The 21,582-nt window shown below is 68.1% G+C and carries 20 protein-coding genes; 4 read left to right on the forward strand and 16 right to left on the reverse strand.

The window, feature by feature from the left end; all coding sequences use genetic code 11:
• Nucleotides 1–13 precede the first annotated feature (13 nt).
• The gene (locus tag K6L26_RS19900) at nucleotides 14–541 is read left to right on the forward strand and encodes a hypothetical protein (RefSeq protein ID WP_047039277.1); all 528 of its coding nucleotides are present in this window, start codon (nucleotides 14–16) and stop codon (nucleotides 539–541) included.
• Nucleotides 538–1,017 carry a ferritin-like domain-containing protein gene (locus tag K6L26_RS19905; protein ID WP_036388100.1) on the forward strand — a complete coding sequence of 160 codons (480 nt, stop codon included), beginning with the start codon at nucleotides 538–540 and terminating at the stop codon, nucleotides 1,015–1,017. Before K6L26_RS19900 ends, K6L26_RS19905 begins: the two co-directional genes overlap by 4 nt.
• Nucleotides 1,018–1,138: 121 nt before the next feature.
• Here the strand turns inward: K6L26_RS19905 and K6L26_RS19910 are convergent, their stop codons facing one another.
• The 9 genes from K6L26_RS19910 to mqo all read right to left on the reverse strand — a co-directional run bounded on the left by K6L26_RS19910 (nucleotide 1,139) and on the right by mqo (nucleotide 12,369).
• On the reverse strand, nucleotides 1,139–2,899 hold the full coding sequence (locus tag K6L26_RS19910; protein WP_221851282.1) for a proline--tRNA ligase: 1,761 nt from the start codon (nucleotides 2,897–2,899) through the stop codon (nucleotides 1,139–1,141).
• A 24-nt stretch (nucleotides 2,900–2,923) separates the two neighbouring features.
• A complete protein-coding gene (locus tag K6L26_RS19915; protein WP_064898833.1) occupies nucleotides 2,924–3,586 on the reverse strand; it encodes a 4a-hydroxytetrahydrobiopterin dehydratase family protein in 663 nt (220 codons plus the stop codon).
• Between the two features lie 21 nt (nucleotides 3,587–3,607).
• A complete protein-coding gene (locus K6L26_RS19920) occupies nucleotides 3,608–5,128 on the reverse strand; it encodes an MFS transporter (protein WP_019347041.1) in 1,521 nt (506 codons plus the stop codon).
• A gap of 33 nt (nucleotides 5,129–5,161) precedes the next feature.
• Complete coding sequence (cobA, locus tag K6L26_RS19925; protein ID WP_221851284.1) at nucleotides 5,162–6,409, reverse strand: uroporphyrinogen-III C-methyltransferase; 1,248 nt, start codon at nucleotides 6,407–6,409, stop codon at nucleotides 5,162–5,164.
• On the reverse strand, nucleotides 6,406–7,761 hold the full coding sequence (locus tag K6L26_RS19930) for a cobyrinic acid a,c-diamide synthase CobB (protein WP_221851286.1): 1,356 nt from the start codon (nucleotides 7,759–7,761) through the stop codon (nucleotides 6,406–6,408). Before K6L26_RS19930 ends, cobA begins: the two co-directional genes overlap by 4 nt.
• A 91-nt stretch (nucleotides 7,762–7,852) precedes the next feature.
• Nucleotides 7,853–8,467, reverse strand: coding sequence for a cob(I)yrinic acid a,c-diamide adenosyltransferase (gene cobO / locus K6L26_RS19935; RefSeq protein WP_047039247.1), 615 nt, complete (start codon nucleotides 8,465–8,467; stop codon nucleotides 7,853–7,855).
• A gap of 33 nt (nucleotides 8,468–8,500) precedes the next feature.
• Nucleotides 8,501–10,369, reverse strand: coding sequence for a magnesium chelatase subunit D family protein (locus tag K6L26_RS19940; protein ID WP_221851287.1), 1,869 nt, complete (start codon nucleotides 10,367–10,369; stop codon nucleotides 8,501–8,503).
• A 34-nt stretch (nucleotides 10,370–10,403) separates the two neighbouring features.
• Nucleotides 10,404–10,853 (reverse strand): GNAT family N-acetyltransferase, encoded by a 450-nt coding sequence (locus K6L26_RS19945; RefSeq protein ID WP_036388110.1) that lies wholly within the window; start codon nucleotides 10,851–10,853, stop codon nucleotides 10,404–10,406.
• Nucleotides 10,854–10,866: 13 nt separating this feature from the next.
• Nucleotides 10,867–12,369, reverse strand: coding sequence for a malate dehydrogenase (quinone) (gene mqo, locus K6L26_RS19950; RefSeq protein ID WP_036388111.1), 1,503 nt, complete (start codon nucleotides 12,367–12,369; stop codon nucleotides 10,867–10,869).
• A 252-nt stretch (nucleotides 12,370–12,621) separates the two neighbouring features.
• On the opposite strand from mqo, the gene K6L26_RS19955 reads away from it, so the two are divergent.
• Together K6L26_RS19955 and mtr are read left to right on the forward strand one after the other, a co-directional pair.
• Entirely contained in the window at nucleotides 12,622–13,653 is a 1,032-nt protein-coding gene (locus K6L26_RS19955) for an alpha/beta hydrolase (RefSeq protein ID WP_221851289.1), read from the forward strand.
• Between the two features lie 9 nt (nucleotides 13,654–13,662).
• Nucleotides 13,663–15,048 (forward strand): mycothione reductase, encoded by a 1,386-nt coding sequence (gene mtr / locus K6L26_RS19960; protein ID WP_221851291.1) that lies wholly within the window; start codon nucleotides 13,663–13,665, stop codon nucleotides 15,046–15,048.
• Here the strand turns inward: mtr and K6L26_RS19965 are convergent.
• The 7 genes from K6L26_RS19965 to K6L26_RS19995 are packed head-to-tail and all read right to left on the reverse strand — an operon-like array spanning nucleotide 15,045 to nucleotide 21,568.
• On the reverse strand, nucleotides 15,045–16,151 hold the full coding sequence (locus K6L26_RS19965; protein WP_019343620.1) for a Nickel transporter NicT: 1,107 nt from the start codon (nucleotides 16,149–16,151) through the stop codon (nucleotides 15,045–15,047). The two genes, mtr and K6L26_RS19965, sit on opposite strands and share 4 nt — an antisense overlap.
• Before the next feature lie 57 nt (nucleotides 16,152–16,208).
• Entirely contained in the window at nucleotides 16,209–16,538 is a 330-nt protein-coding gene (locus K6L26_RS19970; RefSeq protein WP_019343621.1) for an ArsR/SmtB family transcription factor, read from the reverse strand.
• 9 nt (nucleotides 16,539–16,547) lie between these two features.
• Complete coding sequence (locus K6L26_RS19975) at nucleotides 16,548–17,303, reverse strand: FadR/GntR family transcriptional regulator (protein ID WP_036388118.1); 756 nt, start codon at nucleotides 17,301–17,303, stop codon at nucleotides 16,548–16,550.
• Between the two features lie 17 nt (nucleotides 17,304–17,320).
• Nucleotides 17,321–18,094 (reverse strand): 3-oxoacyl-ACP reductase, encoded by a 774-nt coding sequence (locus K6L26_RS19980; RefSeq protein ID WP_019347769.1) that lies wholly within the window; start codon nucleotides 18,092–18,094, stop codon nucleotides 17,321–17,323.
• Nucleotides 18,095–19,459: an aldehyde dehydrogenase family protein gene (locus K6L26_RS19985; RefSeq protein ID WP_221851293.1), complete on the reverse strand. Its 1,365-nt coding sequence runs from the start codon at nucleotides 19,457–19,459 to the stop codon at nucleotides 18,095–18,097.
• Nucleotides 19,456–20,163 (reverse strand): gamma-glutamyl-gamma-aminobutyrate hydrolase family protein, encoded by a 708-nt coding sequence (locus K6L26_RS19990; RefSeq protein ID WP_064898819.1) that lies wholly within the window; start codon nucleotides 20,161–20,163, stop codon nucleotides 19,456–19,458. The genes K6L26_RS19985 and K6L26_RS19990 overlap by 4 nt, the downstream gene beginning before the upstream one ends.
• A gap of 37 nt (nucleotides 20,164–20,200) precedes the next feature.
• Nucleotides 20,201–21,568 carry a glutamine synthetase family protein gene (locus K6L26_RS19995; RefSeq protein ID WP_221851295.1) on the reverse strand — a complete coding sequence of 456 codons (1,368 nt, stop codon included), beginning with the start codon at nucleotides 21,566–21,568 and terminating at the stop codon, nucleotides 20,201–20,203.
• Nucleotides 21,569–21,582 lie beyond the last annotated feature (14 nt).

The following is a 21,582-nucleotide window of genomic DNA, read 5'->3' on the forward strand; positions in this document are numbered from 1 at the left end:
GCAGGATGTTCACGTGCCGAGCGCCCATGCAGACATCAGCCGGCGGCGCGTACTGCTCTCGGCTGCGGCCCTTGCCCTGATGGGCGCCACCGCCGCCGCATGCGGTACGACGACGCCTCAACCCGAAGTGGACGACTTGACCGAACAGTGGGACCGCGCGCGGACCGACAGCGCACTGGCTGCCGCGGTGGCGGCCGCCCAGCCTCCCGCGGCGCCGGTGACCCGGGCCTTGAACGCGGTGGCCGGCGATCGCACGGCGCACGCCAAGGCCCTGTCGGACGAGTTGGCCCGGATCACCGGATCCGCACCCGCAGACAACGCCGACGCCGCCACCAGCACCACCGCGAAGGCCGCCCCCGGCAACCGAGCAGACGACTCCGCACCGAAGGTCGACGACGTGGTCAACGCGCTCAGAGAATCCGCCGACCGCGCCGCGGGGCTGGCCCGCACGCTCTCCGGTTATCGCGCCGGCCTGCTCGGGTCGATCGCCGCCTCGTGCACCGCTGCCTACACCGTCGCCCTGCGAGGAGGTGCACAGTGACCTCACCCGGACCACGGTCGACCACCTCGCCCAGCCGTCCGACCACGGCCGCCGATGCCGCCCTCTTCGACGCCGTGGCCGTCGAGCACGGCGCGATATACGGCTACGGGCTGGTGTCGGCCCACTCGACGGCCGAGGACAACGCCCTCGTGGCCGCGGCGATGGCCGAACACCGGGCCCGCCGCGAATCGGCCATCGCGATGCTCGAAGCCCGCTCGGTCACGCCTCCGCTGCCGGCCGCCGGCTATCAACTGCCCTCGCCGGTGAACGACCCGACCGATGCCGCCAACCTCGCGATACGCATGGAAGAGGACTCGTCGGTGGCCTGGCGTGCGGTGCTCGAGCAGGCCACCAGCGACGACGACCGCGCGTTCGCAGTGGCCGCACTGTCGGAGACCGCCGTCACGGCGGCCAAGTGGCGCGCGATCGCCAACGCCTGGCCGGTGACGGTCGCCTTCCCCGGCGGGGCCGAATAGGCGCTCGCCGCGTTTCTAGGCTCGCCCGTTTCTAGGCTCGCCCGTTTCTAGGCTCGCCGTTTTCTACCCGAGGGCTGCTGCCCGCGACCGGCAGCAGCCCTGACGTAGAAGTCGACGTCGCTCAGCCGGCGCTGAGCACGGCCGAGATCTCGGCGGCCGCGTCGTCGACGGCGATCTCGCGGTTCTCCCCGGTGAACCGGTTGCGCAGTTCCACCACGCCATCGGAGAAGCCGCGGCCGACCACCACGATCCACGGCATGCCCAGCAGTTCGGCATCCTTGAACTTCACGCCCGGGGACGCCTTGCGATCGTCGAACAGCACCTCGTGGCCGAGCCGGTCCAGCGCTGCGACGAGCTCGGTCGCACCGGTGCGGGCGGCGTCGTCCTTGTTCGCCACCACCACGTGCACGTCGAACGGTGCGACGGCGCTGGGCCAGCGCAGGCCGAGTTCGTCGTGCTGCTGCTCGGCGATCACCGCGACCATGCGGGACACGCCGATGCCGTACGAGCCCATGGTGAGGCGCACCGGTTTGCCGTCCTCGCCGAGAACGTCGGCGGTGAAGGCATCGGCATACTTGCGGCCCAGCTGGAAGATGTGGCCGATCTCGATTCCCCGCGCGGAGGTCAGCACGCCGGCGCCGTCCGGTGACGGGTCACCGTCACGGACCTCGGCCGCCTCGATCGTGCCGTCCGGGGTGAAGTCGCGGCCGGCAACCAGGCCGACCACGTGCTTGTTGGGTGCGTCGGCTCCGGTGATCCACGCCGTGCCGTCGACCACCCGCGGGTCGACGAGGTAACGAACGCCGTTGTCCAGCAGCGCTTTCGGGCCGACATAGCCCTTGACCAGGAACGGGTTCTTGGCGAAGTCGGAGTCATCGAGCAGCGCGAACTCGGCCGGCTCCAGCGCGGCGCCCAGACGCTTCTCGTCGACCTCACGGTCGCCGGGCACGCCGACGGCCAACAGCTCCCACTCGCCACCCGGCTCACGGGTCTTGAGCAGGACGTTCTTCAAAGTGTCGGCGGCGGTCACCTCGCGCCCCGAGAAATGCGCCAGGGCAGCCGAATTGGCCCAATCGACCAGGGTCGCGATGGTCGGGGTGTCCGGGGTGTCGTACACCTGCGCCGGAGGCTGCCCCTCGATGGGCAGCGCCGCCGGCGCCCGGGTGATCACTGCTTCGACATTGGCGGCGTAGCCGGACTCCAGGCACCGCACGAAGGTGTCTTCGCCGACCTCGCTCTCGGCCAGGAACTCCTCGGAGGCACTGCCGCCCATCGCGCCCGAGACCGCCGACACGATCACGTAGCGCACACCGAGGCGGCCGAAGATCTTCTGGTACGCCTCGCGGTGCGCGTGGTAGGCGTTCTTCAGGCCGTCCTCGTCGACGTCGAACGAGTACGAATCCTTCATCACGAACTCACGGCCGCGCAGAATGCCTGCCCGCGGCCGCGCCTCGTCGCGGTACTTGGTCTGGATCTGGTACAGGATGGCCGGGAAGTCCTTGTAAGAGGAGTACTCCCCCTTGACCGTCAGCGTGAAGATCTCCTCGTGCGTCGGCCCGAGCAGATAGTCGTTGCCCCGGCGGTCCTGCAGCCGGAACAGGGTGTCGCCGTACTCGGTCCATCGGTTGGTGGTGTCGTACGGGCCACGCGGCAACAGCGCGGGCAGCAGGATCTCCTGTCCGCCGATCGCGTTCATCTCTTCCCGCACGATGTTCTCGATCCGGCGCAGCACCCGCAGGCCCAGCGGGAGCCAGCTGTAGATACCGGGGCCGACCGGACGGACATAACCGGCCCGGATCAGCAGCTTGTGGCTGGGTACCTCGGCATCAGCGGGGTCGTCGCGCAGGGTTCGCAGGAACAGCTCGGACATGCGGGTGATCACAGGCGACAACCTTAAGGCGTGTCTTCAGTCACGGCCCTGCCAGGTGCAGATGCAGGCTTCATTGCCCTCCACGTCGGCCAGTACCCAGAACCGCGGCGCCACGCGGTCACTGAGCAATATGCCGCCGGCCGCCATTGCCGCGTCGACCCGCGCCTGCGCCGCGTCGTGGGTGACGTCGATGTCCAGGTGGATCCGATTTCGCTGCGGCCGTGGCGCATCCATCTGCTGAAACCAGATGGCCGGACCGCGGCCGAACGGATCGACCAGGCCGGCGTTGAGGTCCTCGTTGCCCGGTTCATCGACGTAGCCCGTGACGGCCTTCCAGAACGGTCGGACGGCACCGATGTCGAGGGCGTCGATCGCGATCTCCATCGCCTGGATGGCCCCGGCCCCGGCGGACTGCTCGAAGCCGCGCGCGGCCAGCGCTCCTGACACCTCGCGGGCCAGAGCCAGATCCCGCTCGGTCACCGTGTGGGCGTCGTGGGTGCGCAGCCTCAGCACCGCCCGGTCGGCCCGGATGTCGATCGAAAGATGGCCCGACGCATCGCGACCGGCCGCATGCACCGCGTGGGACGCTGCCGCGACCGCGTCCGCCATCGACGGCGCCAGCACCTCCGTGTAGACCGCTCCCAGCACCAGGCGCCAGCCCAGCGGGCCGACGGCCTCGGAGATCTCCCGGCGGTTCATCGGCATCGATTCGGCCTACCGTCAGTCGAGCTCGATCTCTCCGGCATCGATGGCGTCCTTGACCTCCTGGGCATGCGCCACCTGTTCGGAGGTGTAGCCGATGAACAGTGCCGCGCCGCCGACCAGTACCGCAACCGCGGCCACCCACAGCAACCCGTAGGTGTAACCCGCATCGAGCGCCGCGAGCTGCGGACCGTTCATGTCCTTGACCGGGCCGGTGATCCCACCGAGATAGAGAGTGCGCGACGTGATGACGGCCTGGATGATGGCCAGCACCAGCGGGCCGCCGAGATTCTGCAGCATCAGCGCGATGGCCGAGGCCGGGCCGATGCGGTCGAACCCGACGCCGGCGATCGCCGCCAGGGTCAGTGGCACCACGATCATGCCGATGCCGATACCGCCGATGGTGATGGGCACCACGAGGTTCGGGAAGTACGGGATGCCGGCGTGCAGCGTCGAGCCGTAGAGCATCGCGCCGAGCACCAGGATGCCGCCGGCGATGACCACGAGGCGGGGTTGGAAGAACCGGACGATCTGTGAGGAGGCGCCCAGGCCGATGCCCATGCCGATGACGAACGGGATGAAGCCGATGCCGGCATGCAGGGCGCTGTAGCCGAGGATGTCCTGGACGTACAGGCCGATCAGCACCGTGAGGGTGAACAGCACGCCGCCCGCCAGGAAGATCGCGGCGAAGGTGGCCACCCGGTTGCGCTCGTGGAACAGGTCGAACGGCACCACCGGGTTCTCGGCGCTGCGCTCGGCGATCAGGAAGGCGATGCCGAACACCGCGGCTGCCGCGCCCGAGCCGAGCGTGATCGGCGCCAGCCAGCCGCTCTCCGGACCCTGGGTGAACGCGAACACCGCGGCCGTGCAGGCCAGCGTCGCCAGCAGCGCGCCGGCGGCGTCGAGCTTCATGCGCTCCCGGTTGGTCTCCCGCAGCGCGGTGCGGGCCAGGTAGAGCATCACCAGCCCGATCGGCACGTTGACCAGGAAGGCCAACCGCCAGGACACCTCGGTGAGCGCACCGCCGACCACCAGGCCCATCACCGAGCCGATGGCCGTCATGGCACCGAACACCGCGGTGGCGAGGTTGCGGGCCGGGCCCTTCGGGAAGGTCGTCGCGACGAGCGCGAGGCCGGTGGGCGAGGCGATCGCCGCGCCGACGCCCTGCAGCAGCCGGGCGGTCACCAGTGTCGCCTCGTTCCAGGCGATGCCGCACAGGATCGAGGCGATGGTGAACAGCGCGACGCCGACGATGAAGGTGCGCTTGCGGCCGATGGTGTCGCCGAGGCGTCCGCCGAGCAGCATGAGTCCGCCGAAGGTGAGGACGTAGGCCGTGATGACCCAGCTACGTCCGGCGTCGGACAGGCCGAGCTCGTCCTGGATCCGTGGCAGCGCGACGATGGCCACAGTGCTGTCCATGGTGGCCAGCAGCTGCATGCCGCCGATCGCGATCACAGCGGACAAAAAGCCCCAGGACGGGAACCAGGACGGGAGGCGGGCGGCGAGCCCCTGGCGCTCTGCGTCGTTGAGTGCCGTCATAGGGGGTCACCTTACCGGAATCTTAAGAATCCTTTAACCGGCGAAGGCGGCCACCGGCCCGATCACGATGATGGCCGGAGGTCGGATACCGTCCGCGCGAATCCGCTCGGGCGCGTCGGCGAGGGTGGCCCGCAGCGTGCGCTGTGCGACAGTCGTGCCGTGCTGCACCACCAGCACGGGCGTATCCGCAGGTCGCCCGCCATCCAGGAGCGCCTTGGTGAACAGTTCGATGCGTTCGACAGCCATCAGCAGAACGATCGTGCCGGTCATCGCGGCCAGCGCATTCCAATTGACTAACGATTCGGGGTGGCCGGGTGCAACATGGCCGCTCACCACCACGAATTCGTGGGTCATGCCGCGGTGGGTGACCGGAACTCCGGCCAGTGCCGGCACCGATATGGCACTTGTCACACCGGGTACGACGGTGACCGGGATCCCGGCCTCGCTGCACGCCAGGACCTCTTCGTAGCCGCGGGCGAAGACGAACGGATCGCCGCCTTTGAGGCGGACGACGAACTTCCCGGCGCGGGCCCGGTCCACCAGGACCTGGTTGATCGCCTCCTGCGCCATCGCCCGGCCGTAGGGAATCTTGGCCGCGTCGATGACCTCGACGTGGGGGCCGAGTTCGGCCAGCAACTCTTGAGGGGCCAGCCGGTCGGCGACGACGACATCGGCACGGGACAACAGGCGCCGACCGCGCACCGTGATCAGCTCGGGGTCGCCGGGTCCGCCACCGACGAGGGCTACACCCGTCGGCGCCTCACCGGGCTCGTCCCCTGCGTCCGCGGTCAGCAGGCCGCTCTGGAGCGCTTCGTGGATGGCGGTACGGATGGCCGCCGAACGGCGGTGCTCACCGCCGGCGAGGACACCGACTGACAGGCCGTCGGACTCGAACGTGGCCGGAGTCACCGCTGTGCCCTCGCGAGCAATGTCGGCGCGAACGCAGAAGATGCGCCGCTGCTCGGCTTCGGCGGCAATCGCGGCGTTGACGTCGGAGTCATCGGTGGCCGCCAGCACGTACCAGGCGCCGTCGAGATCATCGGCGCGGAAGTCGCGCAGTTGCAGGGTGATCCCCGGATCGTCGTGCGACAGCGCCTCCACGGCAGGGCTCGCCGCCCGGGCGATCACGTGGACGTCGGCGCCGTGGGCGATCAGCAGAGGCAGCCGGCGTTGCGCGACGGTGCCGCCGCCGACGACGACGACCTTCTTGCCCGACAGGCGCAGGCCGACGAGGTAGGCATTCTCGGAGGACGCGTTGCTCCTCGCGTGCGCGGTGGTCACCCGCCGAGCTTAGTGGTTGCCGCCGTTGCCACGAAGCGGGTGATAGCGCCAGGGTGTGCCGCCGGGTGCGTGTGCAGGTACCCGGCGTGCACCCCGCCGCGCACCGCGCCATCTCGCCGGGGAGCCTGCCCGGGGCCGGCGAAGGCCCAGGCCGGCGCCGGATCGTCGACGAATTCCACTGCGGTGCGGTGGAATTCATGACCCGTAACCCGGTCACCGGCGGCATGCAGGCAGGAGTCGACGACCGCGACCGCGTCGCGGTAACCGAGGGTGAGTCGCTCGGTGAACCGCGCTGAACCGGCGAGTACACCGCACATCGGCACTCCGTCGAGATCGTCGACCAGATAGGTGAGGCCGGCGCACTCGGCGTGAACCGGCGCGCCGCGCGCGACGAGATCCCTGATCTGCTGGCGGACAAGATCGTTGGCCGAGAGTTCGGCGGTGAACTGCTCGGGGAACCCGCCGGGCAGCACCAGCGCGTCTGTGCCGGCCGGCAGCGGCTCGGTCAGCGGGTCGAACTCTGCGACGCGCGCTCCGGCGCCGCGCAACAGCTCGGCGTGCTCGGCATAGCTGAAGCTGAAGGCCTTACCCGCGGCCAGGGCCACCGTGACATTGGTCACCGACTCGGTCACCGGGCTCCACGGTTCCGTCGTGACGTGGGCACCGGCGGCGGCCACCAGCGCCGCGAGATCGACGTGCCGCGCCACCAGCGCGGTCATCGCGGTCACCGCGTCACGAGCCCGAAGACCATGTTCCACCGCGGTGATCAGCCCGAGATGCCTTGACGGGACGGATAATTCGTCAGCACGGGGAATCGCACCGAGCACCGCCACCCCGGCATGCTCACAGGCTTGGCGCAGCACGGCCTCATGCCGCTCGGAGCCCACCCGGTTGAGGATCACCCCGGCGATCCGCACCGCCGGGTCGAAGGTGACGAAACCATGGATGAGGGCCGCGATGCTGTGGCTCTGCCCGCGGGCGTCGACCACCAGTACCACCGGCGCCCCGAGCAGACCGGCGACCTGCGCCGCCGAGCCTCGTGGGATCCCGGTCATCTGGCCCTCGATACGACCGTCGAACAGGCCCATGACGCCCTCGACGACGGCGATGTCGGCACCGGTGCAGCCATGCCGGTACAGCGGTCCGATCAAGTCCTCACCGACGAGCACCGGATCCAGGTTGCGGCCCGGACGGCCGGCAGCCAAGGCGTGATAACCGGGGTCGATGAAGTCCGGCCCGACCTTGAACGGCGCCACCACGTGACCGGCCTGGCGCAGCGCACCCACCAAACCCGTTGCCACGGTGGTCTTCCCGCTGCCCGATGCCGGTGCGGCGATCACCACCGCTCTCATTTTTTCACCGCGAGCGTGCGTGTCTGCTGCCCGACACACCGCGAAACAGCAGCACTATGCGCACACTCAGCGTCCACGAGCATGCCGAAAATCACCACTCAATGCCCTTCTGGCCCTTGCGGCCGGCGTCCATCGGATGCTTGATCTTGGTCATCTCGGTCACCAGATCCGCGGCGTCGATCAGCGCCTGCGGGGCGTCGCGGCCGGTGATCACCACGTGCTGGGTGCCCGGCCGCGTGCCGAGCACCTCGACCACCTCTGCGACGTCCACCCAGCCCCACTTGAGCGGATAGGTGAACTCGTCGAGCACGTAGAAATCGTGGCGTTCCTCTGCCAACCGGCGTTTGATCTCGGCCCAGCCATCGGCGGCCGCAGCCGCATGGTCGACGTCACTGCCGTGCTTGCGGGTCCAGGACCAACCCGAGCCCATCTTGTGCCATTCGACCGGACCGCCGGCGCCGTGCTCGTCGTGCAGCCGGCCGAGTTGGTTGAACACGGCCTCCTCCCCGACCTTCCACTTGGCGCTCTTGACGAACTGGAACACCGCCACCGAGAAACCCTGGTTCCACGCGCGCAGCGCCATCCCGAAGGCGGCGGTCGACTTACCCTTTCCGGGCCCGGTGTGCACGGCCAGCAGCGGCGCGTTGCGCCTGGCCTTGGTGGTCAAGCCGTCGTCGGGCACGGTCAGAGGCTGTCCCTGTGGCATGGGCGGTCCTTCCTGGCGCAGTCTCGGGCCGTACTAAGCGGCGGTCTGATGCTGGACGAGCCGGGTCAGCTCGGCCGCCCGCAACTGTTCGAGCCGCACCGCCGGCGCCCCCAGTTGTTCGGCCAGCTGCCCGGCCAATCCGAGTCGCACGAACGAGGTTTCACAATCGACCACCACGGCGGCGGCGTCTTCGGCCACCAACGCGGCCGCAGCTCGGCTGGTACGGCCCAGCGGATCCGGCCCCCCGGTGGCGCGGCCGTCGGTGAGCACCACCACCAGGCTGCGCCGGGCGCGGTCGCGGGCCTTCTCCCGGACAACGAGATCCCGCGCGGCCATCAGGCCCTGGGCCAGCGGGGTCTTGCCGCCGGTATCGAACCGGGCCAGCCGACGACTGGCGATGTGCACCGACGTGGTGGGCGGCAACAGCACCCGCGCCTCCTGCTGGCGGAACGTGATCACCGCGACCTTGTCCCGACGCTGATAGGCATCCCGTAGCAGCGACAGCGTGGCACCGGTGACCGCAGACATCCGGTCGCGGGCGGCCATGGATCCGGAGGCGTCGACGACGAAGATCACCAGATTGCCTTCGCGGCCTTCACGAACCGCGCGTCGAATGTCTTCGGGGCGGGGACGTGGCAGGCCGGCGCCCTGCTGGCGGCCCGCGGTGGCCAGCAGCGTGGCGAACATGTGCAGACCGTGTCCGGCACCGGGTTCCGCGGTAGCCGCGATGGGCGTGCCGGTGCGATTGCGGGCCCGCGAACGCCGGCCCGGCGCCCCTTCACCGACCCCGGGCACCACCAGCGCCCTGGTCCGGAACACTGCCGCGGGTGGAGCGCTGGGACGGGTCGAGGACTTCGAATTGCCCTGTGCCGGCTGTCCTTCCGCACCCGGGTCTGTGCCGCCGCCGGGCGGATCGAAGTCCGGGTCGAAGTCCGGATCAGGCTCGCGCTCGGCTTCCGACCGGGCCGCCGACTCCCCTGCCTGCTGCATGGCCTCTTCGAGGCGTTCGGGATCCAGCCCCGGATCGTCGAACGGATCGCGGCGCCGCCGGTGCGGCAGGGCCAGTTCGGCGGCCACCCGGATGTCCTCTTCGGCCACGGTGCCGGCACCACGCCAGGCGGCGTGGGCAACGGCGGTGCGCGCCACCACCAGATCGGCCCGCATCCCGTCGACGTCGAATGCCGCGCACAGCGCGGCGATCCGGCGAAGTTCGCTGTCGGGCAGCACCACCGAGCCGATCGCGGCGCGTGCGGCGGCGATCCGGTCGGCCAGTTCAGCATCAGCGGCGGCGTGGCGATCGACGAACGATCGCGGGTCGGACTCGAACGCCATCCTGGCCCGGATCACCTCGACACGGACGTCGACATCACGGGAGGCGGCCACGTCCACCGTCAGCCCGAATCGGTCGAGCAGCTGTGGACGCAGCTCGCCTTCCTCCGGGTTCATCGTGCCGATCAGCACGAACCGGGACTCGTGCGAGTGCGAAATCCCTTCGCGCTCAACATGTACCCGCCCCATTGCTGCGGCATCGAGCAGCACGTCGACCAGGTGGTCGTGCAGCAGGTTGACCTCGTCGACGTAGAGCACACCGCCGTGCGCGCGGGCCAGCAGGCCCGGCGAGAAGGCGTGTTCGCCGTCGCGCAGCACCTTCTGCAGGTCCAGTGAACCGACGACCCGGTCCTCGGTCGCACCGATCGGCAGTTCCACGAGCCGGGCATCTTCATCGACCGCCGACAAAACCGCGGCCAGGCCGCGGACCGCCGTCGATTTCGCCGTCCCCTTCTCGCCGCGGATCAGCACGCCGCCGATCTCGGGGTGAACCGCGCATAGCAGCAGGGCCAGCCGCAGCCGGTCCTGGCCCACCAGGGCACTGAACGGGTAGGTGTGGGTCTGTGCCGTCATCAGATGGCCGCCATCGGGAAGGCTCGCTCTTCGGTCATCCGGCACGCACCATCGGCACGTGCGGGATTCCGTCGTCGAGGAATTCGTCGCCGTCGCGGACGAATCCGTGCCGGCCGTACATGTCGATCAGATAGGTCTGGGCGTTGATGTGGCACGGATAGTCGCCGACTTCCGCCAGCGCCGCCTGCATCAGCCGGGTGGTGTGCCCGTTGCCCCGGGCACTGCGCTTGGTGCACACTCGGCCGATCCGGAACGCCTTCTCACCGCCGGGGTGCTCCTCCATCAGGCGTAGCGTCGAAATGACTTCTCCATCAGGGCTTTCCAGCCAGAAATGGCGAGTCTCGGCGAGCAGGTCCCGGCCGTCGAGCTCCGGGTAGGGAGTTGCCTGCTCCACTACGAACACCTCGACACGAAGCTTCAGCAGCTCGTAAAGCGTTGGAACGTCGAGGTCTTTGGCCCAGCTGCGGCGTAGTGCGACCGTCATCCGCCAGCTCCGGTCACGCAGTCACAGGGGCGTCCAGCTTGAGCGCCTTGGTCCCCCATGCCCAGACCTCCTCGAACAGGCCGGGCTCGTCGGACAACTTGGTGCCCAGCGACGGCACCATCTCCTTGAGTTTGGGCAGCCAGCTCTGGTAGCGGTCGGTGAAGCAGCGCTCCAGCACGTCGAGCATCGCGGGCACCGCGGTGGAGGCGCCCGGCGAGGCGCCCAGCAGGCCGGCGATGCTGCCGTCGGCGGCCGTCAGCACGGTGGTGCCGAACTCCAGCACACCGCCCGCCCCCTTGCGCCGGATCACCTGCACCCGCTGGCCGGCGATGTCCAGCTCCCAGTCGGAATCGACTGCGCTGGGCGCGAATTCGCGCAAGGTGTCGACCCGCGCAGCCTCACTGAGCAGAAGTTGACCGACGAGGTAGTTGACCAGACCCATTTCGGTGAGCCCGACCCCGAGCATGGACATGATGTTGTTGGGCTTGACCGACAGCGGCAGGTCGGTGAACTTGCCCTGCTTGAGGAACTTCGGCGTCCAGCCCGCGAACGGGCCGAACAACAGCCAGGATTTGCCGTTGATCACGCGAGTGTCCAGGTGCGGCACCGACATCGGCGGGGCACCCAGCGGCGGAAGTCCGTACACCTTGGCCTGATGGCCGGCGGTCAGCGCCTGGTTGTCGGTCCGCAGGAACGCGCCGCCCACCGGGAACCCGCCGAACCCCTTGGCCTCCGGAATGCCCGATTTCTGCAGCAGCGGCAGTGCACCGCCGCCGGCGCCGACGAACACGAACTTGGCATTGAACTTGCGCTTCCCGCCGGTGCGCCGGTTGGTCACCTTGAGCGTCCAACTGCCGTCGGATTCCTTGTGCAGGTTGCGCACCTCGTGACCGAACAGGGTGTTCATGCCGCGCTGCGCGGTGAAGCCGATCAGCTGGCGCGAGAGCGCGCCGAAATCCACGTCGGTGCCGTGCTGCGACCAGTTCAACCCGACGGGGTCCGAGAAATCCCGCTTGGCGGCCATGAACGGCAACCGGCGGGCGAATTCGTCCTTGTCGTCGATGAACTCCATCGAGGCGAACAGCGGATTGCCCACCAGTGCCTCGTAGCGGCGCTTGAGGTAGTCGACGTTGCCGGCCCCGTGTACGAAACTGACATGCGGGATCGGGTTGAGGAAGCCGCGCACGTCGGGCAGCACGCCGTTCTCGGCCGCGTAGGCCCAGAACTGCCGAGAGACCTGGAACTGCTCGTTGACGTTGATGGCCTTGGTGGTGTCGATGGACCCGTCCGACTTTTCGGGCGTGTAGTTCAGCTCACACAGCGCCGAGTGCCCGGTACCGGCGTTGTTCCAGGGGTCGCTGCTCTCGGCTGCGGCGCCGTCGAGCCGCTCGATCATGGTGATGGACCAGTCGGGCTCCAGCAGCCGGATCAGCGCGCCGAGGGTCGCGCTCATGATGCCGGCTCCAACCAGAACGACGTCGGTCTTCTCGGTCGTACCCACGTTTGCCTCAGCCACCCTGATCGCTAGTCCTTTGTATTGCGCGGCCCGTCCTCGTCGACGGCTTTCTTGTTATGCCCAGGTTATCGCGCCGCGAATCCCCGTTGGCCAGGCATGGTAGTGCGATCCGTCACCCGGACCCGATCCGCGGGCCGGGTACGAGCATCCCCGATGAGGTTGCTGACCGATTCGAGGACAACCGGAGGGAACCCTCCGCATTCCCGCGCAGGCAGACCCTACTTCCGTTCGGCCCGCAGTTAGGGTGGAACCGTGACGTCACGGGAGCCCGAGTGGGAGCCGGATGTATTACCGGGGTTCTGGCAGCACACCATCGATGCCGGACCCGATCCCGACGGCGAGGGTGACCTGGTCGCCACGCTCGTGCGGCGAGGCCCGGCTGAGCCGGCATCAGACGAGACGGGCCACGCCGTGCTGGCATTGCACGGCTACACCGACTACTTCTTCCACACCGAACTCGCCGACCGGTTCGCCGATCGCGGGTTCTCGTTCTACGCGTTGGACCTGCCCAAGTGCGGGCGGTCCCGCCACGACGGGCAGACCCCCCACTTCACCACCGATCTGGCGCGCTACGACACCGAACTGGAAAAGGCCCTCGCCGTCATCGCCGCCGACACCGGCAACGCCACAGTGTGCCTGTACGGCCATTCCGCAGGCGGGCTGATCCTCACCTTGTTCGCCGACCGTCTTCGCCGCAGCGGCCGGCTGGCCGCCCATCACGTCGGCGGGCTGGTGCTCAACAGTCCGTTCTTCGACCTGCACGGACCGGCGATTCTGCGCACCGCACCCACGTCGGCCGCCCTGATCGCCTTGGCTCGGCTGCGCAAGCTCTCGGTGGTCCGCAAACCCACCGAGGGTGGTTACGGCACGACGCTGCACCGCGACTACGGCGGCGAGTTCGACTACAACCTGGAGTGGAAGCCGTTGGGAGGCTTCCCCGTCACCTTCGGATGGATCAACGCGATCCGGCGCGGACAGGCCAGGCTGCATCGCGGTTTGGATGTCGGCGTACCGAATCTGATCCTGCGGTCCGACCGTAGCGTGACCGAAACTTCCGATCCCGGAGCGATGCAGCGCGGTGACGCCGTCCTCGACGTCCGCCAGATCGCGCGGTGGTCCGGTTGCGTCGGCAACCACACCACGATGGCGCCTATCCCCGACGCCAAACACGATGTCTTCCTGTCGGTCGCCGACGCCCGGGCGGCGGCCTACCGCGAGCTCGATCGCTGGCTCGATTACTACCTGAGCCAACAAACCCGGCCGAGCACAACACCTTCCGGATAGGGAGCGCACATGGAGCACTACGACCTGACGATCATCGGGACCGGCTCGGGCAACAGCATTCTCGACGAGCGCTACGCCGGCAAGAAGGTCGCGATCTGCGAACAGGGCACCTTCGGCGGCACCTGCCTCAACGTCGGCTGTATCCCCACCAAGATGTTCGTCTACGCCGCCGACGTGGCTGCCGCGATCAAGGATTCAGCCAGGTACGGCGTCGATTCCCACGTCGACAAGATTCGTTGGCCGGACATCGTGTCCCGGGTATTCGGCCGCATCGATCCGATCGCTGCCGGCGGCGAGGGCTACCGCCGCAACGACCCGCACATCACGGTGTACGCCAGCCACACCCGGTTCGGACCCAAGACCGCCGACGGCCGCTACACGCTGCGCACCGAGGCCGGTGACGAATTCAGCAGCGACCAGGTGGTGATCGCGGCCGGGTCCCGCGCCTACGTCCCGCCGGCCATCGTGGACTGCGGCGTGACGTACTACACCAGTGACGACATCATGCGTATCCCTGAACTCCCAGAACACCTGGTGATCGTCGGCGGCGGATTCGTCTCCGCCGAGTTCGCCCACGTGTTCTCGGCACTCGGCGTGCGGGTCACCATCGTGGTGCGTGGCGACTGCCTGATCAGCCACTCCGACGAAACGATCTGCCACGAGTTCAGCGCTCTGGCCGCCGAGAAGTGGGATGTGCGTACCCACGAGAACGTGATCGGCTCCCACCACGACGGAGACAAGATCGTGCTCGAGCTCGACGACGGCAAGACACTGCCTGCCGACATGCTGCTGGTAGCGACCGGCAGGGTGCCCAACGGCGACCTGCTCGACGCCGAACTCGCCGGGGTGGAGGTCGACGAAGACGGTCTGGTCATCGTCGACGAATACCAACGCACCACCGCGCGTGGCATTTTCGCGCTCGGCGACGTGTCCTCGGAGTGGCAGCTCAAGCATGTGGCCAACCACGAGTCACGCGTGGTCAGGGAGAACCTGCTGCGCGACTGGGATGACACCGATGCGCTGGTGCGCAGCGATCACCGGTTCGTGCCGTCGGCGGTGTTCACCGAACCTCAGATCGCCATGGTGGGGTTGACCGAGCAGCAGGTCCGCGACGAGGGCTACGACTACGTCACCAAGGTTCAGGCCTACGGCGACACCGCGTACGGCTGGGCGATGGAAGACACCACGGGCATCGCCAAGTTGATCGGCGATCGCGCCACCGGCAAGATCCTGGGCGCCCACATCATGGGCTACCAGGCTTCCGCGATCATCCAGCCGCTGATCCAGGCCATGAGCTTCGGGCAGACCGCCCAGGAGATCGCCCGGGGCCAATACTGGATCCACCCGGCACTGCCCGAGGTGATCGAGAACGCGCTGCTGGGTCTGGTCGACTAGGCCCGCGCAGCCCAACGCTGCTCGATCCGGCCGAACCGCCAGACCCCCAGCGCCACAACCCAGCTCACCACGAAAAGCCCGACGATCGCGAAGCCGACGAACTCCAGGTCGGCCGAACCGATGAACGCCAACGGCCCGGTCGTGATGCCGAGACGCTCGACCAGCAGGCCGGTCAGCACGATCACCCCGACCACCAGGGCGACGATCACCGACAGCACGGTGACGGTCAGGTTGTAGTACACCTTGCGCACCGGCTGCAGGAAGGCCCAGCCGTAGGCCCGCGCCATGAAGATGCCGTCCAGGCTGTCGAACAGGCTCATCCCCGCGGCGAACAGCACGGGCAGCACCAGCATCGCGTACCAGGGCAGGGTGAAGGCCGCGGTTCCCGCCGCCAGCACCAGCAACGCGACCTGGCTGGCGGTGTCGAAGCCCAGCCCCATCAGGAATCCCACCGGGTACAGATGCCAGGGCTTGCCGACCCGCCGCATCACCCGACCCAACAGACGGGCGACGAAACCCCGGCTGTCGAGCTGCCGTTCGAGCTCGGCCTCGTCGTATTCACCGCTGCGCATGGCCCGGAACACCTTGGCGATTCCCACTGCCGCGAACAGATTCGTCAGCCCGACCAGGATCAGGAACGTACCGGCCACCAGCGAGCCCACCAGACCGAGGGTCTGCAGCATCGTGGAGTCCGCGTCCTGCACCGGGCCGACGAGCGCCCGCACCCCCAGCGCCAGAAGTAGCGCCAGCCCGAACACCACGCTCGAATGCCCCAGTGAGAACCAGAACCCGGCCGACACCGACCGGGTGCCCTCCCCGACCAGTTTTCGGGTGGTGTTGTCGATGACTGCGATGTGATCGGCGTCGAAGGCATGACGCACCCCCAGCAGGTACGCGGTGACACCGAGACCCACCCCGAACACGCCGGCCGAGCCGAGGGTGATGTGTTGCGGGGCCACCCCGAAGACCAGAACGCCCCAACCGATGACATGCAGCAGGAGGACGAATCCGGTGACGGCAGCGATGGAGGTCCAGTCCGTGCGGTCGAATCCGGTTGCCAATCGGGTGGATCGGGCCGTTGCCTGCGATGCACCGGTGGTCATCGACCGAGCGTAAGGCGGCCACCGATATCTGTCCAGATGAACAGATGAGAATCTCCGTCAGCCGTGCCGTGCACCGATCCAATGCAGCAGGTCGTGCACGGTGTCGTCGTCGAGGCGGTAGCTCACCGTGCGACCCACCCGGGTCGCGATGACCCAACCCTGCTCGCGTAACACCCGCAACGCCTGTGACACCGCGTTCTCCGAACGACCCAGGGCGGTGGCCAGATCACCGACGCAGATCCCCGGCGCCCGGTGCAGAACGAGCAGGATCTCCAGCCGATGCGGATCCGACAGCAGATCGAAGCGCTGCGTCCACCCGGACGTGTCGACGTCGGCCAGCGCCGATGTCGCGCGCTCGACCTGGCCCGCCCTACCGTGCTGGTCCACGGTACGAATCTAATCCAGAAAGCCGTGCAGCAAGGCCGACGATCCCCCGACATGGGCCAGCATGGCCGACGCGGCCCGCTCGCCGTCCCCGGCCAGGATCGCCATGACGATCTCTTCGTGCTGCTCGTCGGAATGGGCGATGTTGCGCGACAGCAACGGAATTTGATCCAACAGGGCGTTCAGCCGCATCCGGTTCTCGGCGACCAACGGAACCAGCGACGGCGATCCGGCCGCCTCCGCGATGGCCAGGTGCAGCCGTGAATCCAGCCGCCGGTAGTCGTCGGGTTCAGCGGCACGGACGTCGGCCAGCCGCGACCAGAGCCCGTCGCGCTCGGCAGCACTCAGCGTGCGCCCGGCCGCCATCCGCGCCGCCCCGACCTCGAGGATCTCGCGCAACCGCAACGCGTCATCGATCTCCTCACGGGTAGGCCTCGGGCCGTCGGCGGTGTGCCTGGGCAACTCCTCCGCCAGGAAGGTGCCGCCGTAGCGCCCCCGTTTCGACACCAGGTACCCGGCATCGGCCAGCGATTTGATGGCCTCCCGGACCGTGTCGCGGCTGACTCCGAGGCGAGCGGCAAGCTCGCGCTCGGGCGGCAACGACTCGCCCGGGCCCAGCACCCCCAGCCGAATCGTCTCCAGCAACCGGCCGACGGTGTCTTCGAACGCATTGCCCAGCCGAACCGGGCGCAACAGTGCCTCGGCCGCCACAGCGGGCTGCGAATCAGGCCCTGTTGCGGCCGGCTGCGGGTCCGGTTCGGCTGTCATGGTGAGCTATCAGGGTGTCACAGCGGCGTCACGTACGCGGAGCTGATGCCCCCGTCGACCAGGAATGTCGAGCCCGTGATGAACGAGGCGTCGTCGCTGGCCAGGAACGCCACCGCGGCCGCCAACTCCTCGGGCTCGGCGAAACGGCCGAGCGGGATGTGCACCAACCTTCGGGCTGCCCGCTCGGGATCCTTGGCGAACAACTCCTGCAGCAGTGGGGTGTTGACCGGCCCGGGGCACAGGGCGTTGACCCGAATCCCCTGTCGCGCGTACTGCACGCCGAGCTCGCGGGACATGGCCAGCACGCCGCCCTTGGACGCGGTGTAGGAGATCTGGGAGGTGGCCGAACCCATCACCGCCACGAACGACGCGGTGTTGATGATCGAGCCCTTGCCCGCGGGCACCATGTGGCGCAGCGCCGCCCGACACGACAAGTACACCGACTTCAGGTTGATGTCCTGCACCCGCTGCCAGGCCGGCAGCTCGGTGGTCTCGATCAGGTCGTCTTCGGGCGGGGAGATGCCGGCGTTGTTGAAGGCGATGTCCACGGAGCCGAATGTCGCTGCAGCAGTGTCGAAGAGATGATCGACGGCATCTTGGTCCGATACGTCGACGCCGACGAACAATCCGTCGAGTTCCTCGGCGGCGGCCTCGCCGGTAGCGGGGTCGATATCGCCCACCACGACGGTGGCCCCTTCGGCGCGCAGCCGCCGGCCGGTGGCCAGACCGATGCCGCTGGCGCCGCCGGTGATGACGGCGACCTTGCCGGCCAGACGTTGGGTCAGATCCATCTACAGCTCCTCTGTTGCGAAGAATACGTTCTTGGTCTCGGTGAAAGACAGCGGTGCGTCAGGGCCCAACTCGCGCCCCAGCCCGGACTGCTTGAAACCCCCGAAAGGCGTGTTGTAGCGCACCGACGAGTGCGAATTCACGCTGAGATTGCCCGATTCCACCGCCCGTGACACTCGAAGCGCCCGCGAGAGATTGTCGGTCCAGATCGAACCCGACAAGCCGTAGGGGGTGTCGTTGGCCAGCGCGATCGCGTCGGCCTCATCCTCGAACGGCAGCACGGTCACCACAGGACCGAAGATCTCATCGGTCACGGTGCGGTCGGTGCGCTGCGGCGTCAACACCGTTGGCGGGAACCAGAATCCGGGCCCATCGGGGGCCGAACCCCGAAACGCCACCGGGGCCCCGTCCGGGACATACGACGACACCGACTCCCAGTGTGGGCGCGAAACCAATGGGCCCATCTCGGTGTCACGAACCGTGGGATCCCCGACCACCACACCCTTGACTGCCGGCTCCAGCATCTCCATGAAGCGGTCATAGACGCTGCGCTGCACCAGGATCCGGCTCCGTGCGCAGCAGTCCTGCCCCGCGTTGTCGAACACCCCGTACGGCGCGGTGGCCGCCGCCTTCTCCAGATCGCAGTCGTCGAACACGATGTTCGCGCTCTTGCCACCCAACTCCAGAGTCACGCGCTTGACCTGTGCCGCGGCACCGGCCATCACCCGCATTCCCACCTCGGTGGAGCCGGTGAACACCACCTTGCGCACACCCGGGTGCGTGACGAACCGCTCCCCGACCACCGAGCCCTTGCCCGGCAGCACCTGGAAAAGCCCGGCCGGCAAGCCTGATTCGACGGCGAGCTCCCCGAGCCGGATCGTGGTCAGCGGAGTCCATTCGGCGGGCTTGAGCACGACCGCGTTCCCTGCGGCCAGCGCGGGGGCAAAGCCCCAGGCGGCGATGGTCATCGGAAAGTTCCACGGCGTGATGATGCCGACGACGCCGAGCGGCTCGTTGAACGTGACGTCCAAGCCGCCGGCCACCGGGATCTGCTTACCGCTCAACCGTTCCGGGGTGGCCGCGTAGTACTGCAGGACGTCTCGGACATGGCCGGCCTCCCACTCGGCTTGCCCGATCGGGTGCCCGGAATTGGCCACCTCCAGCGCCGCCAGCTCATCGATGTGGGCATCGACGCAGGCGGCGAACGCGCGCAACGCGGCGGCCCGCTCAGCCGGGGCCTGGCGGGCCCACCGCCGCTGCGCTAAGCCCGCCCGGGCCACCGCGTCGTCGACGGCGCTCACGTCGAGGAGATCGACGGTGGTCAGCACCTCCTCGGTGGCCGGGTTGACGACCTGGCTCGATGTCATGAGATCCTCTCTGTCGCATAGGTTCTGGCCGCCTCGACGAGAGCGGCGAACAGCCGCAGATCATCGAGGGTTTCCTCGGGGTGCCATTGCACGCCGACCACGAAGGTGTCTCCGGGCAACTCGACCGCCTCGATCACCCCGTCGGCGTCACGGGCGCTCACCACCAGCCCGTCACCCAGTAGGTCGATGGCTTGATGGTGATAGCACTGCGCGTCGGATGTCTCGCCGATCAGGGCCGCCAGGCGGGTGTTCGGCACGGTGCGTATCGAGGAGGTGCCGAACACCGCGTTGCCCTTCTGGTGGTGCGTACTGCCGATCACATCGGGCAGGTGCTGGTGCAGCGTGCCGCCCAGTGCGGCGTTGAGCACCTGCGCTCCCCGGCACACACCGAACACCGGAACACCGTGCCGCAGGGCGCTTTCCAGTAGGGCGAACTCCCAGTCGTCGCGGCTGGTGTCGGGCTTGTTGGTGGTCGGATGCGGTTGCTGCCCGTAGCGGGCCGGGTCGACGTCCGGGCCGCCGGTGATCACCAGTCCGTCGACGCGATCGAGCACGCGGGCGGCGATGTCGAGATCCACCGGCTGCGGCGGCAACAGCACCGCGATGCCACCGGCCCGAGTGACACCTTCGAAGTAGATCTGGGGCAGAAAGCTCGCTTGTACATCCCACACCCCGGTTTGAGCCTGCTGCAGGTAGGTGGTCATGCCGATTACCGGACGAGTCGCGTCGGCACGCCCAGCGTCAGAGCCGTTCAAAACCGCGCACCCTTTCCCAGTCGGTCACCGCGGAATTGAAGGCCGCCAATTCGATCCGCGCATTGTTCAGGTAGTGCTCGACGACGTCGTCCCCGAACGCCGCACGTGCCACCTCGGACTTCGCGAACAACTCCGCAGCCTCGGCCAGGGTGGTGGGCAACCGTTGCGCTTCACTGGCATAGGCGTTGCCCGGCAGTGGATCGGGCAACTGCAGCTCATGGTCGATGCCGTGTAGACCGCCCGCGATCAGCGCCGACACCGCCAGATACTGGTTGACGTCGCCGCCGGGCGCCCGGCATTCCACCCGCAGGCTCGAGCCGTGTCCCACCACCCGCAATGCGCAGGTGCGGTTGTCCAGGCCCCAGGCGATCGCCGTGGGCGCAAAGCTACCGTCGGCGAACCTCTTGTAGGAGTTGATATTCGGTGCGTAGAACAGGGTCAGCTCACGCAGTGTGGCCAGCTGGCCCGCGATGAAGCTGCGGAACAGTGGCGACATCCCGTGCGGCCCCGCCTCGTCAGCGAGGACCGCCGAACCGTCCTCGCCCCGCAGCGAGATGTGGATGTGGCAGCTATTACCTTCGCGTTCATCGAATTTCGCCATGAAGGTCAGGCTCTTGCCGTGCTGGTCGGCGATCTCCTTGGCACCGTTCTTGTAGATGGTGTGGTTGTCACAGGTGCTGCGGGCGTGGTCGTAGCGGAAGGCGATCTCCTGCTGGCCGAGGTTGCACTCCCCCTTGACCCCTTCGCAGTACAGCCCGGCGCCTTCCATGCCGAGCCGGATGTCCCGCAGCAGCGGCTCCATCCGGGTGGACGCCATCATGGCGTAATCGACGTTGTAGTCGCTGGCGGGCGTCAAGTTGCGGTAACCCGAGGCCCAGGCCTCGCGGAAGGTGTTGTCGAACACCATGAATTCCAGCTCGGTTCCGACGTAGGGCACCAGATCGCGCTCGGCCAACCGGTCGATCTGGCGGTTGAGAATGCTGCGCGGCGCCTGCTGGACGGGGCGACCGTCGAGCCACGACAGATCGGCCATCACCAGCGCAGTGCCGGGCAGCCACGGGATCAACCGCAAGGTGCTGAAATCGGGGGTCATCACCATGTCGCCGTAGCCCGTGTCCCAACTCGACATCGCATAGCCGCCGACGGTGTTCATGTCGACGTCGACCGCGAGCAAGTAGTTACAGCACTCCGCACCGTGGGCGGCGACCTCCTCGACGAACAACCGGCCCGAAACCCGCTTCCCGGTCAACCGGCCCTGCATATCGCAGAAGGCGAGTATCACGGTGTCGATCTCACGCGCAGCGACCATTTGCTCCAGGTCGGCTCGTGCCAGCATGCCGGGGTTCTGGCTCATTTGCGCACTCTCCT

The sequence above is a fragment of the Mycobacterium farcinogenes genome, assembly GCF_019739075.1.
GTDB lineage: Bacteria > Actinomycetota > Actinomycetes > Mycobacteriales > Mycobacteriaceae > Mycobacterium > Mycobacterium senegalense.

Bases quoted from the DNA above. Each gene is read 5' to 3' on its own strand.
- K6L26_RS19990 (WP_064898819.1), bottom strand. From the start codon at position 20,163: ATGACCACCTACCTGCAGCAGGCTCAAACCGGGGTGTGGGATGTACAA.
- K6L26_RS19995 (WP_221851295.1), bottom strand. From the start codon at position 21,568: ATGAGCCAGAACCCCGGCATGCTGGCACGAGCCGACCTGGAGCAAATG.
- K6L26_RS19965 (WP_019343620.1), bottom strand. From the start codon at position 16,151: ATGACCACCGGTGCATCGCAGGCAACGGCCCGATCCACCCGATTGGCA.
- K6L26_RS19915 (WP_064898833.1), bottom strand. From the start codon at position 3,586: ATGAACCGCCGGGAGATCTCCGAGGCCGTCGGCCCGCTGGGCTGGCGC.
- K6L26_RS19940 (WP_221851287.1), bottom strand. From the start codon at position 10,369: ATGACGGCACAGACCCACACCTACCCGTTCAGTGCCCTGGTGGGCCAG.
- mtr (WP_221851291.1), top strand. From the start codon at position 13,663: ATGGAGCACTACGACCTGACGATCATCGGGACCGGCTCGGGCAACAGC.
- cobO (WP_047039247.1), bottom strand. From the start codon at position 8,467: ATGCCACAGGGACAGCCTCTGACCGTGCCCGACGACGGCTTGACCACC.
- K6L26_RS19985 (WP_221851293.1), bottom strand. From the start codon at position 19,459: ATGACATCGAGCCAGGTCGTCAACCCGGCCACCGAGGAGGTGCTGACC.
- K6L26_RS19980 (WP_019347769.1), bottom strand. From the start codon at position 18,094: ATGGATCTGACCCAACGTCTGGCCGGCAAGGTCGCCGTCATCACCGGC.
- K6L26_RS19975 (WP_036388118.1), bottom strand. From the start codon at position 17,303: ATGACAGCCGAACCGGACCCGCAGCCGGCCGCAACAGGGCCTGATTCG.
- K6L26_RS19920 (WP_019347041.1), bottom strand. From the start codon at position 5,128: ATGACGGCACTCAACGACGCAGAGCGCCAGGGGCTCGCCGCCCGCCTC.
- K6L26_RS19945 (WP_036388110.1), bottom strand. From the start codon at position 10,853: ATGACGGTCGCACTACGCCGCAGCTGGGCCAAAGACCTCGACGTTCCA.
- K6L26_RS19930 (WP_221851286.1), bottom strand. From the start codon at position 7,761: ATGAGAGCGGTGGTGATCGCCGCACCGGCATCGGGCAGCGGGAAGACC.